This is a genomic window from Myxococcota bacterium (assembly GCA_035498015.1).
Taxonomy (GTDB): domain Bacteria; phylum Myxococcota_A; class UBA9160; order SZUA-336; family SZUA-336; genus VGRW01.
In genome coordinates this window covers 1-13,860 of record DATKAO010000053.1, presented here as the reverse complement: position 1 = coordinate 13,860, position 13,860 = coordinate 1, and the positions used below count along the sequence as shown (strand labels likewise).

Sequence of the window (13,860 nt, the reverse complement as noted above, 5' to 3'; positions counted from 1 at the left end):
CGCAGCGCCGCGCGCGCCCAGCGCCAGGCCGCGGCCGGCGTGGGCGACATGCGGAACATGGCGCCGCGCACCTTGCGCAGCCGCACGGCGCGGTTCTTCTCGCACAGGCCCTCGTAGAGCCGGCGCGCTTCGGGGCGCGCGCCCTCCTTCGCGAGCAGGCCCGCGAGCCGGAGCGTCGCCTCGAACTGCCAGGGCTCGATGCGCACCGCCACGCGCAGCAAGCGCACCGCGGACTGGCGCTCCTTGCGGCGCCGGAACTGACTCGCGCCCTCGAGCAGGTCGCGGATCGCCTCGGGCGGGCGCTCGCGCTTCACGTCCAGCTGGGCCAGCCGCTCCCACAGCTCGATGCGCTTGGGCAAGTGACTCACGGCCTGGCGGTAGACCGCGACCGCCTTGTCGTCGAACTCCTGCTTCTCGTAGATCTCGGCGGCGCCGAGAAACTTGAGCCGCGCCTCGTCGAGCTGCTTGGTGCGCGCGAGCAGGCCCGCGAGCTTCACCAGGATCACCGGGTTGTCGGGCTCCTGCGCCAGCACCTTGCGGTACTCGGCGATGGCCTTCTTGCGCTTGCCGCGCCCTTCGGCCTTGGCCGCGCGCGACATGCTCTCCGCGCGGTTGTACTTCGGCTTCCCGAACCACCCCACGCGGCGAGGTTAGCGAAGACTCAACCCGGCGCGATCAGCAGCGTGGGCACGCCGCAGGTGTCCTGCTCGACCGTACACACTCTAGTGCCGGGCTTGTGACCGGAGCGGACAGGAGTGACGGGAAAGCCGGCCTCCAGCAGGCGCGCGCGCGCCGCATCGGCGTCGGGCACGCGCCAGGCCAGCCCCCAGAGCCGGTCGGGCGCCGTCGCGTCGGGCGCGTCAGCCAGCTGACTCGCGACCTCCACGGTGACCCCGCCCACGCGGAAGAACTGCAGCCGGACCTTGCGTTCCGGGAAGCTGCGATCGAGCGCGAGCCGCAGGCCGAGTGACTCGCCGTAGAGCCGCTGCGTGGCGTCGGGGTCGGGCGAGCGCAGCACCACGTGGTCGAGCGCCTCGACCGCCGCCGCGGCGGGCCCCGTGACTCGCGCCGGAGGCAGCGCGTCGGCGGGCGAGAGGTGCTCGATCGCGAACACGAGCACCCCGCGCGTGGCGCTCTCCGGCAGGTGCACGTTGCGCCAGCTGCGCTTGGCAGAGGTCGTAGTGTCCGCGCCCGAGCCTTCGACCGGGTCGGCCGCAGGCAGGCCGCGCGCGCGCAGCTCGGCCGCACACGCGTCCGCGTCGTCGGTGCCGAAGGCCAGCCCGGCCACGCCCTCGCCGTCGCGCTCGAGCCGTGCGCGCAAGCGCGCCGCGAACGGTCCGTCGCCCGAGACGGCGAGCAGCTCGAGATAGGTGTTCGCCAGGCGGAACAGCGTGTTGGCGGTGCCCTGACCAGGGTGCGCTCCGCGCCACGACGGCTCGCGGCCGAGCAGCCGCGTGTAGGTCGACGTGGCGGCCTCGAGGTCGCGCACCAGCACGATCACGTGATCGAGCGAGTGGATCATCAGCGCGCCGCGACGCTCTCCGGATTCTTGCAGCCCGAAGCGGGCAGGTCGGCGGCCACGAACGCGTCGTGCTCGACGTAGCCCTGGAACAGCTCGCAGCGCAGCTTGTCGTCGAGCCGCGGGTCGGCGGCGAGCTGGGCCAGGAGTGACTCCTTGGTGACCGCCTGCTTCTCCATGCGCGGGCCGCCGCCGGCCGGCGTGTCGAGCACGATGAACTTGCCGGCGCCCTCGGCGGGGTCCCAGGCGCTCCACTCGGGCAGGTCGCCGGCGCGGCCGCGCCCCGGCGCGCCGGTGTAGGCGAAGTGCGCCCAGTAGGAGGACACCTGGCCGGCGAGTGTCTCGCGGCCCTCGCGGTTCTGATCGGTGAACATGCGGTCGAAGGCGTTCATGTGGAAGTTGCGGAACACGAACGGGATCTCGATGCCGTGCGCCGCGCCGAGCAGCTGGCCGAAGTCACTCCACAGGAGCTTCGGCTCCTCGTCCCAGTCGAAGCGGTAGGCGTACACGCTGGGGCCCTGCGCCTCGCGCAAGAGCCCGGCCACGCGGTCGACGCTGCCCATCTTCCAGCCCAGCGTTCCGTACTCGGCCGTGAGGTCGTAGTGTTTCGCGTCCTTGGCACGCGGGAGGAAGCCGAACCACCAGGTCACCAGCTTGCGGTCGCCGAACATGAACAGCTTGAGCTCGTCGCGGTTCGTGCCGAGCATCACGGGCACGTGGTTGTAGCGGCCGGCCGCGAGCAGCTCGTTGGGATCTTCGGCCGGCAGCACGGCGCCGTCTCGCAGCACCGACGGCATGCGGATCATGCCGCCGAAGCCCTCGCCGTTGGCGAGCGCGCTGTAGGCGGCGAAGATCTGCTCGATGCTGGCCGCACGCAGCTTGCTGGCGAGCTCCGCCGGCGGGAGTGACTCGAGCCGCTCCACCGCGGACTTGCGCTCGCGCGCGGGGAACAGGAGCTGCAGCATGGCCTCGCGCGACGAGCGCTCGTCGCCGGGCTGCTCGGCGTCCTTCAGGTTCTCGGCCTTCGCCAGCGTGACCGTGCCGAGCCCGCCGCTCTCCGAGATCGCGCGCTGGAACAGGCCGGCCGCGCGCGGCGAGAACACGAGACTCATCACGTCGACGCCGCCGGCCGACTCACCGAAGATGGTCACGTTCCCCGGGTCGCCGCCGAACGCCGGGATCTCGTCGCGCACCCACTCGAGCGCCCGCACCAGGTCGAGCGTGCCCCAGTTGCCCGAGCGCTCGTCGTCGGTCTTCGCGTCGGCCAAGAGCGCCGGATGGCGGAACCAGCCGAACGGACCGAGGCGGTAGTTCACGGTGACCACGACCACGTCGTAGGCCGACGCCAGCTCGCTCCCGTCGTAGCTTCCGCCGTGACCGATGGTATTGCCGCCGCCGTGGATCCAGAACATCACCGGCAGCTTGCGGCCGCGCGCCTCCTCGGCGCTGCCGCGCGGCGCGTACACGTTGAGATACAGACAATCCTCGCTGCCGGTGACCTGGCCGGGCTTCGCGTTGGGGATTCCCGAGAGGATGCCCGCCAGCTGGGGGCACGGAGAGCCCGCCTTCAATGACTCGCGCGTGCCCGTCCAGCTCGCCGCGGCGCGAGGCGGGCGCCAGCGCAGGTCGCCGACCGGCGGCGCCGCGAACGGAATGCCGAGCCACGCCTGGCTGCGCGCGTTGGGCGCGAAGCCGACCAGCGCACCCGTCGACACGCTGCGCTTCGAGGTCGGGTCGGCGATGCGCGGCGCGTCGGCGACGCGTCCGCGGCTGCAGGCGGCCAGGCACACGACCAGGAGCAGGAAAGCGCTGTTTCGCATGCGCCCAATCTACACCCGCGGCAAGAGCGATGACCCGAGGATCAGGGGAAGCAAGCGACTGCGCGCGATCCACAGCAGGGGCAGCCAGATACCCGGCTCGAGCGGCGCGTCGAGATTGAACGCCCAGGCCCAGGCGCGCGGGGTGGGATCACCGGCGAGCAGCGCCGCGAACGTGGTGAGCACGTCGCCCAGGAGCAACAGGCTGCCGATCCGGCCGTCCATGCCGGTGGGGTGACCGGCCGTGGGCGCGGGTTTGTGGAGCGCTTCACAGCCCCCGGGGCAGGCCCATGGCGAGCGCGCGCTCGCTGATGCGCACCACGAAGTCGGTCTTGGCGTTGGCGTAGGCCTCGCGGGAGTCGCTGCCCCCGGCGCCGAACCGGCCCGCCAGGCCCCGCTTCAGCTCGGCGTACTCGCGCGCCGCCTCGTCGTGCTCGCGCAGATAGTCGCGGAAGGCGAGCGTCTTGCGCTCCTCGAGGCCGCCGGCCTCGACCAGGTGCACGTGGTGTGTGTGCGGCCAGCGCTCGGGGCGGTGGAAGAACGGGGCGAAAGAGTCGTCCGGGTGCGGGGTGTGGCTGTAGCCGATGCCCGTGAGCGGAACTTCGAACGGCTCGAGCGGCGCGAGCCGCGCGACCGAGACCTGGATGTCGATCACGGGCTTGGCCGCCAGCCCGGGCACCGAGGTCGAGCCGTTGTGGTCGATGCGCAGCGCGAGCGCGCCCAGCGCCGCCGCGATGCGCGCGCGCTCCGCCGCGAACTCGGCCGGCCAGCGCGGGTCGTAGGGCACGATCTCGAGCGCGTCAGTCACGCTTGCGCAGGTTCGCGGGCAGCACCCGCTTGCGCAGCCGCAGGCTCTTGGGAGTCACTTCGAGGAGCTCGTCCTCCTCGATCCACTCGAGCGCGGACTCGATCGTGAAGCGGCGCGGCGGCGTCAGGATCTCGGCCTCGTCGTGGCCCGTGTTGCGCACGTTGGTGAGCTTCTTGGCACGGCACACGTTCACGTTCATGTCCCGGGGCCGGCGGTTCTCGCCCACCACCTGGCCCTCGTAGATGTTCTCGCCCGAGCCGATGAACATGGTGGCGCGCTCCTGGATCGAGAACAGCGCGTGCGCGGTCGAGCGGCCGGTCTCGCTGGCCACGATCGCGCCCATGCCGCGGCCCGAGAGCTCGCCGGCGAACGGCTCGTAGCCGCGCACCGTGCGGTACAGCGTGCCCTCGCCGCGCGTGTCGGTGAGGAACTCGGTGCGGTAGCCGAACAGGCCGCGGCTCGGCACCACGAAGTGGAGCAGCGTGCGCGCGCCGCGGCTCTCCATCTGCGTGAGTCGGCCGCGCCGGGAGCCGAGCTTCTCCATGACCGCGCCGGTGGCTTCCTGCGGCACCTCGGCCACCACGTCCTCGACCGGCTCGCAGCGTTTGTGGTCGATCGTGCGCTCGATGATCTGGGGCTGCGAGACCGCGAACTCGTAGCCCTCGCGGCGCATGGTCTCGACCAGCACGGCGATCTGCAGCTCGCCGCGGCCCGAGACCTCGAAGGTGTCGGTCGAGTCACCGCCCGAGATGCGGATCGACACGTTGGTGAGCGCCTCGCGCCGCAGCCGGTCGCCGATCTGGCGGCTGGTGACGAACTTGCCCTCCTGGCCCGCGAAGGGCGAGGTGTTGACCGAGAAGCGCACCGCGACCGTGGGCGGATCGATCGCGATCCGCGGCAGTGACTCGAGCGCTTCGGGCGCGCACACCGTGTCGCCGATCTCGATCGTGTCGACGCCTGCGATGATCGCGATCTCGCCCGCCGAGGCCGACTCGCGCTCGACCCGCTCGAGCCCGTGCGGCGCGAACAGCTTGGTGATCCGGAAGCTCTGCGGCTCGCCTTCTTCGGGCAGGCGCACCACGGTGACTCCGCGTTTCAGCGTGCCGCGCTCGACGCGCCCGATCACGAGCCGGCCCACGAACTCGTCCCAGCCCAGAGTCACCGCCTGGAACTGCAGCGGGCCGTCCACGTCGACCACCGGCGCCGGCGCCTGCTCGAGGATCAGGTCGAGCAGCGGGCGCAGGTCCTTGCGCGGGCCGTCGGCGTCGCGCGACGCCGTGCCCTGCTTGGCCGACGTGTACACGATCGGGAAGTCGAGCTGCTGGTCGTTGGCGCCCAGCTCGACCAGGAGGTCGAACACCTCGTCGACCACCTGGTGCGCGCGCTGCTCGGGCCGGTCGATCTTGTTCACGACCACGATCGGGCGCAGGCCGCGCGCGAGCGCCTTGCCCAGCACGAAACGCGTCTGCGGCATGACTCCCTCGACCGCGTCGACCAGGAGCAGCACCGCGTCGACCATGCCCATGACCCGCTCGACCTCGCCGCCGAAGTCGGCGTGACCCGGCGTGTCGACGAGCTGGATGCGCACGCCCTCGTACTCCACGGCCGTGCTCTTGGCGTGGATGGTGATGCCGCGCTCGCGCTCCAGGTCCTCGCTGTCCATCGCGCGTTCCTGCACTTCCTGGTTGGCGCGGAACGTGCCGGTCTGGCGCAGGAGTCCGTCGAGCAAGGTGGTTTTGCCGTGGTCGACGTGCGCGATGATCGCGAGGTTGCGGATGTCTTTGCGGGGGCCACGCATGGCGGGCGGGGACGGTAAGGGTGAGACCCCGACCTGTCCACCAGCCCGCCGCCGGCGCGCGGCCTCAGGAGGCGGCGCGGACCGCCAGCGCCCAGACGTTGGAGAGGAGCGCGAGGAACGTGCCGATCGTCAGCGCCGCCAGAGCCAGACTTTCGAAGCGAGCCATCACGACCTCCATTCGTCGCATCGAGCGACACCGGCAAGTGTCGACTCAGTCGCGCGGCGCCGCAGTGAAGGCGTTCATAGGGTGAAACCCTTCACTGGGCGCGCCGGCGCTAAGATGGGCGGCCCATGGCCACTCCCCGCATCGCCCGCATCCACGTGCACCACGGCTTCGAGCCTGCCATCGGCGAGGCGATCGCCGCACAGCTGCGCACGGCCATGACCGACCGCGAGATCGTGGTCTCTCACCGCGACGAGGAGCTGCGCCGCGTGATCGGCGAGGTCGAGGTCATGCTCGCCTTCCGTCCGCCGCGCGGGATCTGGGCGGGCGCGCGGCGCCTGAAGCTGATCCAGATGATGGGGGCGGGCGTCGACGCGCTCCTGCCGGCGCCGGACCTGCCGTCCACCGTGCGAGTCACCAACGCGCGCGGCCTGCACGGCGCGCAGATGAGCGAGTTCGCGCTGGCCATGATGCTGGCCCTCACCAAGCGCATCCCGCGCGCGCTCGAGCAGCAGCGCGCGCACCTGTGGAAGATCTACGGCATGCCGCAGCTCTCGGGAAAGACGCTGGGCATTCTGGGGCTGGGCGCGATCGGCGCCGCGGTCGGCGAGAAGGCGCGCGCGTTCGGCATGCGCGTGATCGGCACGCAGCGCGACGCGAAGCCCCTGCCGGGCGTCGACCTCGTGCTGGCAGGGCCCGAAGGGACCCGGCGCGTGCTGGCGGAGAGCGACTATCTGGTGGTGCTCCTGCCGCTCACTCCCGAGACGCGCGGCTCGATCGGCGCGCGCGAGCTCGACGCGCTCAAGCCCGGAGCGTATCTGGTGAACCTGGCGCGCGGCGGGATCGTCGACGAGTCCGCGCTGCTGGAGCGCCTGCGCTCGGGTCGGATCGCGGGCGCTGCCAGCGACGTGTTCGCCAGCGAGCCCATGCCGCCGGGCGACCCGCTGTGGGAGGCGCCGAACCTGATCGTGACTCCGCACGTCGCGGGGCTCGAACCCGACTACATGAAGCGGCTGATGGAGCTCGCGGTCGACAACCTGGCGCGGCTCGAGCGGGGCGAGCCGCTGCGCAACGAAGTCGACCGCACGCGCGGCTACTGACGGGAGGCGGAGTCATGAGGCTTTCGGGCAAGCGGGCGATCGTGACCGGCGCCGCCAGCGGGATCGGGCGCGCGAGCGCGCTGTTGTTCGCGGCGGAAGGCGCGGCGGTCGTGGCGGTCGACCTGGCCGAGGGCGTGGAGGAGACCGGCGCTGCGATCGCGCGCGCGGGCGGCCGCTGCCTCGTGCGGCGCGCCGACGCCGCGGACGAGGCGGCGGTGAGGTCGCTGGTCGAGACCTGTGTCTCGGAGCTCGGCGGGCTCGAGGTCGTGTACGCCAACGCGGGCATCGGCGGCGGACTCGTGCCGTTCTTCGAGCAGAGCGCGAGTGACTGGCAGAGCGTGCTGCGCGTGAACCTGATCGGCCCATTCCTGGCCATCAAGTACGGCGCCGCGCACATGCGCGACCACGGCGGCGGCTCGATCGTGTGCACCGCCTCGGTCGCGGGCCTGCGCTCGGGCGCGGGTGGCAGCCCGTACAGCGCGAGCAAGGCGGGAGTCATCAGCCTGGTGCAGACCGCGGCGAACCAGCTCGCGGGCACGGGCGTGCGCGTGAACGCGATCTGCCCCGGGCTGATCGAGACCGGCATGACCAAGCCCATGTTCGACTTCGCCCGCGCCCGCGGCAGCGAGAAGAAGATCGGCCAGCTCAATCCGCTCAAGCGCGCGGGCCAGCCGGTCGAGATCGCGCGCATGGCGCTCTTCCTGGCCAGCGACGAGGCCAGCTACGTGAACGGCCAGGCGATCGCGGTCGACGGCGGCCTGTCGTCGAGCCACCCGGTGGTGCCGGGCAAGCTCGCCTGACCGGGACTCAGTTCAGGTCCATCAGGCCGGCATCCCAGACGGTCCTGGGCTGGAACGGCACGCCGGGCAGCCCCTCGATCTGGACCGTGAAGGGCTCGTGCGGCGCGACCAGGTCGAAGTTGTAGTCGAGGCGATCGTGGCTCTGCACGGCGATCGCCTCGGACGGGTTGGCCTGCGGCGAGGCCTTGCGCCGGTAGAGATAGAACGAGATCGGCTCGACCTCGCCCGCGCTCGTGCGCACGCGCAGGCTGTGCGCCTGGAGCAGCGCGCCCTCTGCGGCCTTGGCCACGCGCACGGTGATCCGCAGCCGCTGGTCCCCGCGCATCAGGCCCACCGGCATGGGCACGATCGGCACTCCGATGCCCCAGAAGCTGACGGTCGGTGAGTAACCCTCGAGCTCGACGAAGAGCGTGAGCTCGGGCGTGGTCACGACCGTGGTGAGGTCGCCGTTGGCGATCGGCTCGTTCAGCGGGTAGGGGTGCTTGCCCTTCGCGTACGGCTCGAGCTGCTCGCGCTTCAGATAGGCCGCGTAGCCCTCGACCCCGTCGCCGGAGGCCTGCGGGAACGTGCCCCAGCCGGCCCAGACGCAGCCGGAGGTCAGCGCGCCCAGCGCCAAGAGGACCAGAGACCGGAGTTGCATGTCGCCGGAGTGTCGGTTCCGCCATGCCCGTCGCAAGGGGTCGCAGCGGCCGAGCGCGCCAGACGGTCAACTCAGTCGGCCGGCCGGCCGATGAGTCGCCGGAGATGCGGCGAGTCACCCTCCCCCTCGCGCTCGCTCTGACTTGGACGCTGTGCGGCCCGAGCCCGCTCGCGCGTGCCCAGATCTACCGCTGGGAGGACGCTCAGGGCCACCTGCACTACTCGAGCGAGCCGCCGCCCGCCGGCGCGAAGTCACTCGGCACCCTGGACACGAGCCAGTCCAAGGGCCAGGACGAAGCGCCCCGGCCGCAGGCCGATGCGCGTGCCGCGGAGCAGGACCAGGCTTCGGCCGAGGAAGGCGCGGAGTCACAAGAGCCCGTGGAGCCGCAGGTCCTCGCGCTCGAGGGCTCGAGCCTGCGCGTCGAAGTCTCGGTCCCTCCGTCCTGCACACGGCGCAAGTCGAACGGCGGCGACGCGCGCGTGCTCGCGCTCTACGACTGCGGCCAGCGGAACGGGCGCAGCGAAGGCATGCTGGCGATCGTCTCCAGCCGCGAGACGCACATGACTCGGAACGACGTCCAGAACGCCTGCCGCGCGCAGTCACAGCTCTTGCAGGTCACCACCGCGGTGCTCCGAGACACCGTCACGGTGAAGGAGGCGAGCTGCGACGCGGAGCGGCGCCAGTTCGTGCTGAGCGGCACCTACCGCAAGCGCCCCGACCTGCCCGAGGCGCAGGTGACGTTCGTGCCCACCACCGACGGCCTGATCGCGGCGGTCGCCATGTGGCAGCGCAGCTCGCGGCCCAGCACGGTCGGCATCCTGCGCGCCGCGAGTCAGTCGCTCTCCGTGCCCGACGACCACATCGTGTGGCCGAGCGACGAAAAGGGCGGCGGCAGCTTCTTCGAGGAGCTCGCCAAGTCGATGAACGAGGCCCAGCAGAAGGACGCCGCTCACGCGCAGGGTCCCGACGTCGAGACCCCGATGGCCTGGGTCTTCCTCCTGCTCGGCGCCGCGGGCCTGTTCAAGCTCTACCGGATCCTGAGCTCCGACGAGCTCGGCGCCCGCATGCGCAAGACGCGCTAGCTGGGACAGGCCAAGAGCGCCAGCGCGCCGCTGCCGGTGAGTGCGAGCAACAGGGCGTTGCCGATCGCGTGCATCGCCACCGGCACCACGATCGTTCCGCTGCGCAGGAACGCCCAGGCCAGAAAGAAGCCGCCGAGCAAGCTGTCCGGCCCGATCCCGCCGAGCACGACGTGCGCGAGCGCGAACACGGCGCCACTCAGCGCGATGTTCGCGCCCGGCGAGAGTCTTCCGGCGAGCGCCCCGCACAGGAGGAAGCGGAACGCGAGCTCTTCGAGGGCCGGGGCCAGGAGCACGTCGTCGGAGATGCGCTGGATTCCGACCTCCCCGGCCGGCCGGCAGAAGCCGAACGGGTCGCTGCCGGAGCGCGACGGCACCACGGCGGCTGCGAACCCCAATGCGATCGCGCCGATCATCCAGGCGGATACCCGGAGCCAGAAGGCCGCGCTCGGCTCGATCTGCCACCCCAGGCCGAGCGCGCGCCGGTCCCCCTGCCGCGCCCGCGCGAGCAGACCGAAGCTCGCGCCGAAACACAGGGCCCACCAGGCGTAGCCGCGCAGCCCGTGCAGGTGCAGCGCCGGCAGCCCGAACAGCCCCAGGGCGTCCAGCCCCAGGCAACCGGCGATCGTTGGCCAATCGATCGCCGGCGCACGGAGCAGGGTCGAGTCAGCAGCCAACCGCGTTGGCCCCGACTACTGGCAGCAGCACTTGCACGCCGTCAGGAACATCGTCGTCGGCGCCGCGAGAAGCACCAGGGCCAGCTTCGCGAAACGAGTCATCGCTCTCACCTCCCGTCCGTCCTGTGGCAGGACGGCCGAAGAAAGAGCAAAGGCCGTTCCCGGCTGCGCGTCGCGAGACACCCGGCGAGACGGCCGATGTGAATCCGGGGCCGGGACGGGTGGCCGGGCAGTCACGACGGCGCGGCCGGCGAAGCAACCGGCGATCGCTGGCCAGGCGACCGCCGGTGCGTCGATCGAGTGACTAGCCCTGCCCGCAGCCGCAGTCACAGGCCGTCAGGACCAGGCTCACCGGAACCGCGAGCAGCACCCACAGCGCCAGCGTCACGAGTCGAGTCATCGCTCTCACCTCCCGTCCGTCCCATGCGCGGGACGGACGAACCAAGAGCAAGCCGCGTTCCCGCGGCGGCGGCCGCGACTCACTCGCCCTTGAACTCGACTCCCATGATCACCTTGCCCTTGCCCTTCCACTCCTGCTCGCGCAGCTTGAACTTCTGGATCTTGCCGGTGGCGGTCTTGGGCAGGTCGCAGAATTCGACCGCCTTGGGGCACTTGAAGGCGGCCAGCAGCTCCTTGGTGTGGGCGATGATGTCCTCGGCGCTGGCCCTGGCGCCGGGCCGCAGCGTGACGAAGGCCTTGGGCACCTCGCCCCACTTCTCGTGCGGCATGGAGACGACCGCGCACTCGAGCACCGCGGGGTGGCGCACGATCGTGTTCTCGACCTCGATCGTCGAGATGTTCTCGCCGCCCGAGATGATGATGTCCTTGGAGCGGTCGCGCAGCTCGATGTAGCCGTCGGGGTGCATGACTCCGACGTCGCCCGAGTGGAACCAGCCGCCGGCGAAGGCCTTGGCGGTGGCCTCGGGGTCGTTGTAGTAGCCGCGCATCAGGTTGTTGCCGCGCATGACCACCTCGCCCATGGTGGCGCCGTCGGCGGGCACGTCGTGGAGCTCGGCGTCGACCACGCGCAGGTACACGGCGTGCGGGTACGGCACGCCCTGGCGGGACATGAGCTTGGCGCGGGCGCCGGTCTCGAGCTTCTCCCAGCCGTCCTGGATCTCGCAGGTCACGTGCGGGCCGTAGGTCTCGGTGAGCCCGTACAAGTGACTGATCTTGACGCCGAGCTTCTCCATCTGCTCGAGCAGCGTCGGCGAGGGCGGCGCGCCGCCGGTGCAGGTGGAGATCGGCGGGTCGAAGTGCTTGCCCTGCGCCTCGGGGGCGCTGGCCAGCATGAGCAGCACGGTGGGCGCGCCGTTCAGGTGCGTGACTCCCTCGTCGTCGACCAGGCGGAAGATCTCGCCCGGGTCGACCTTGCGCAGGCACACCTGCTTGCCGGCGGCGCCCACGAACGCCCAGGCCATGCACCAGCCGTTGCAGTGGAACATGGGCACGGTCCAGACCAGGGTCGAGTCACGGTTGAGCCCCAGCTTGCCGATCTGGGACAGCGCGTTGAGATAAGCGCCGCGGTGCGTGTACATCACGCCCTTGGGCATGCCGGTCGTGCCGGACGTGTAGTTGATGGCGATCACGTCCTCTTCGTCTTCGACCGTGTTGTCGATCGGCAGCACCGGCGCGTCCTGCGCGAACGCGTCCCAGCCGAGCTTGCCCGCGCGCACCTTCACCATGCCGTCGGGGATCTCGACCACGTGCTGGAGTGACTTGCGTTCGGCCAGAACCGCGTCGAGCGCGGGCGCGAGCTCGGGATCGACCAGCAGCACCTTCGCGCCGCAGTGGTCGAGGATGTAGGCGATCTCGGGCGGCGCGAGCCGCGTGTTGATCGACACCAGCGGCGCGTTGAGCAGCGGCAGGGCGAAGTGCGCGACCAGGTGCGCGGGCGTGTTGGGCGCGAGCACCGCCACGCGGTCGCCCTTGCCCACGCCCGCGCGGCGCAGCGCGCCGGCCATGCGCCCGACCTCGCGCGCCAGGTCGCTGTAGGTCCAGCGCAGCTTGCCGTGCACCACCGCCTCGCGCTCGGGAAACACCGCGGCCTGCCGCTTCAGCATGACCAGCGGGGTGAGTGGGTCGGTCCAGACGTTGGCGTGCGGCTTCGCAGACATGGCTTCCTCTTCTGAGTCGTGACTCAGGTCTTGTAGCGCTCGGCGGCGGCGTACTTCTCGGACAGGCCGACGAGCTCCGTGAACTCGGCGAAGCTCATGCGCGCCTCGTCGTCGTTCCGGCTCGTGCCCTTGGCGGCGAGCTCCCGGAAGGCGCGCTCGAGCGCGCGCGCGGCGCCGAGCAGGCCCGTGAGCGGGTAGACCACGTATTCGAAGCCGAGCGCCCGCAGCTCGTCGAGCGGCAGGATGGGAGTCACTCCGCCCTCGACCATGTTGGCCATGAGCGGTCCCGGCACCTCGCGGCCGATGCGCGCCAGCTCCTCGCGCGAGGTCGGCGCCTCGACGAAGATGATGTCCGCCCCCGCCTCGCGGTACATGCGCCCGCGCCGGATCGCCTCGTCGAGGCCGATCGGCCCGCGCGCGTCGGTGCGGCCCAGGATCATGAGCTTGGCCGCGCCGCGCGCATCGACCGCGGCACGCAGCTTCTGCACGTGCTCCTCGGCGGGGATCACTTGCTTGTCGCGCATGTGACCGCAGCGCTTGGGCCAGACCTGGTCCTCGAGCAGTACGCCGGCCGCGCCCAGGCGCACCAGCTCGCGCACGAGTCTCTGCACGTTGAGCGGCCCGCCGTGGCCGGTGTCGCCGTCGACGATCAGCGGCGTGCGCACCGCCTCGACGATGCGCCGCGCGGCCTGCAGTGTCTCGGTCTGGGTGAGCAGCCCGAAGTCGGGCTCGCCGAGCTGCGTGCCGGCGAGCGCGAAGCCCGACAGGAACAGGAGCTCGAAGCCCGCGCGCTCCGCGAGCCGGGCCGACAGGGCGTCCCAGACGCCGACCGAGAGCTTCACGCCAGGCATCGCACCAGCTCGCGCAGGTGGGGAACCGACTCCAGCTCGTCGACCGCGGCGATCAGCCGCTCGGGCGCGCCGCTGCCGAGCTCGGGAAACACGCAGCCGTGCACCTTCTCGAGCCGCTCCCAGTCACCGAGCGGATACTCGCGGCTGCCGCGCGCGTGGCGCTCCGAGAGCCGCACGCGCGAGCCGTCGGCGAACACGGCCTCGAGCTGCTCGTCGTCGCCGGGCGCCTCGCGCACGTGCACGCGCCGGAGCAGCGACTGCACGTCGGGCCGCAGCGCGCGCTCGTCCGAGAACGAGGCGAGGCCCGGCCAGTCGTCGAGCCAGGTCACCGCTGCGCAGTACTGCAGCGAGAACTTCGCCTCGAGCCCGGTGCGCGGCGCCGGGTAGATCAGGATCTTCAGGCCCAGCGGATCGGTCGCGATCTCGAGTGACTCGAGCGCGCGCTCGGCGTGCTTCTCGGCCAGCGCCAGCACCAGGTCGATCGTGCGGTG

General features: G+C 71.5%; 14 protein-coding genes. 3 read left to right on the top strand and 11 right to left on the bottom strand.

Going from position 1 to position 13,860, the window contains the following annotated elements; all coding sequences use genetic code 11:
• The 6 genes from VMR86_04550 to typA all read right to left on the bottom strand — a co-directional run.
• Window positions 1-641, bottom strand: a 641-nt coding sequence (locus tag VMR86_04550) for a tetratricopeptide repeat protein (GenBank protein HTO06308.1), incomplete at its 3' end; no start/stop codon positions are given.
• Between the two features lie 20 nt (window positions 642-661).
• Window positions 662-1,522 carry a VOC family protein gene (locus VMR86_04545; GenBank protein ID HTO06307.1) on the bottom strand — a complete coding sequence of 287 codons (861 nt, stop codon included), beginning with the start codon at window positions 1,520-1,522 and terminating at the stop codon, window positions 662-664.
• Window positions 1,522-3,339 carry a carboxylesterase family protein gene (locus VMR86_04540; protein HTO06306.1) on the bottom strand — a complete coding sequence of 606 codons (1,818 nt, stop codon included), beginning with the start codon at window positions 3,337-3,339 and terminating at the stop codon, window positions 1,522-1,524. The genes VMR86_04545 and VMR86_04540 overlap by 1 nt, the downstream gene beginning before the upstream one ends.
• 9 nt (window positions 3,340-3,348) lie before the next feature.
• Window positions 3,349-3,561, bottom strand: a complete 213-nt coding sequence (locus VMR86_04535) for a hypothetical protein (protein ID HTO06305.1) — start codon at window positions 3,559-3,561, stop codon at window positions 3,349-3,351.
• 43 nt (window positions 3,562-3,604) lie between these two features.
• Window positions 3,605-4,144 carry a GrpB family protein gene (locus VMR86_04530; GenBank protein HTO06304.1) on the bottom strand — a complete coding sequence of 180 codons (540 nt, stop codon included), beginning with the start codon at window positions 4,142-4,144 and terminating at the stop codon, window positions 3,605-3,607.
• Window positions 4,137-5,942 carry a translational GTPase TypA gene (typA, locus tag VMR86_04525; protein HTO06303.1) on the bottom strand — a complete coding sequence of 602 codons (1,806 nt, stop codon included), beginning with the start codon at window positions 5,940-5,942 and terminating at the stop codon, window positions 4,137-4,139. The genes VMR86_04530 and typA overlap by 8 nt, the downstream gene beginning before the upstream one ends.
• Window positions 5,943-6,233: 291 nt before the next feature.
• Between typA and VMR86_04520 the strand changes: the two genes are divergently transcribed.
• Window positions 6,234-7,205 carry a D-2-hydroxyacid dehydrogenase gene (locus tag VMR86_04520; GenBank protein ID HTO06302.1) on the top strand — a complete coding sequence of 324 codons (972 nt, stop codon included), beginning with the start codon at window positions 6,234-6,236 and terminating at the stop codon, window positions 7,203-7,205.
• A 14-nt stretch (window positions 7,206-7,219) separates the two neighbouring features.
• Entirely contained in the window at window positions 7,220-8,005 is a 786-nt protein-coding gene (locus tag VMR86_04515) for an SDR family NAD(P)-dependent oxidoreductase (protein ID HTO06301.1), read from the top strand.
• Between the two features lie 7 nt (window positions 8,006-8,012).
• On the opposite strand, the gene VMR86_04510 is transcribed toward VMR86_04515, so the two are convergent.
• Window positions 8,013-8,645: a hypothetical protein gene (locus VMR86_04510; protein HTO06300.1), complete on the bottom strand. Its 633-nt coding sequence runs from the start codon at window positions 8,643-8,645 to the stop codon at window positions 8,013-8,015.
• A 104-nt stretch (window positions 8,646-8,749) separates the two neighbouring features.
• Here VMR86_04510 and VMR86_04505 point away from each other — a divergent pair, with 104 nt between their 5' ends.
• The gene (locus VMR86_04505; protein HTO06299.1) at window positions 8,750-9,727 is read left to right on the top strand and encodes a DUF4124 domain-containing protein; all 978 of its coding nucleotides are present in this window, start codon (window positions 8,750-8,752) and stop codon (window positions 9,725-9,727) included.
• Here the strand turns inward: VMR86_04505 and VMR86_04500 are convergent.
• The 4 genes from VMR86_04500 to VMR86_04485 all read right to left on the bottom strand — a co-directional run.
• Entirely contained in the window at window positions 9,724-10,401 is a 678-nt protein-coding gene (locus VMR86_04500; GenBank protein ID HTO06298.1) for a CPBP family intramembrane glutamic endopeptidase, read from the bottom strand. The genes VMR86_04505 and VMR86_04500 overlap by 4 nt on opposite strands.
• 479 nt (window positions 10,402-10,880) lie before the next feature.
• Window positions 10,881-12,518, bottom strand: a complete 1,638-nt coding sequence (locus tag VMR86_04495) for a long-chain-fatty-acid--CoA ligase (GenBank protein ID HTO06297.1) — start codon at window positions 12,516-12,518, stop codon at window positions 10,881-10,883.
• Between the two features lie 23 nt (window positions 12,519-12,541).
• A complete protein-coding gene (locus VMR86_04490) occupies window positions 12,542-13,360 on the bottom strand; it encodes an isocitrate lyase/PEP mutase family protein (GenBank protein HTO06296.1) in 819 nt (272 codons plus the stop codon).
• Window positions 13,357-13,860, bottom strand: a 504-nt coding sequence (locus VMR86_04485; protein ID HTO06295.1) for a hypothetical protein, incomplete at its 5' end; no start/stop codon positions are given. The genes VMR86_04490 and VMR86_04485, both read right to left, overlap by 4 nt.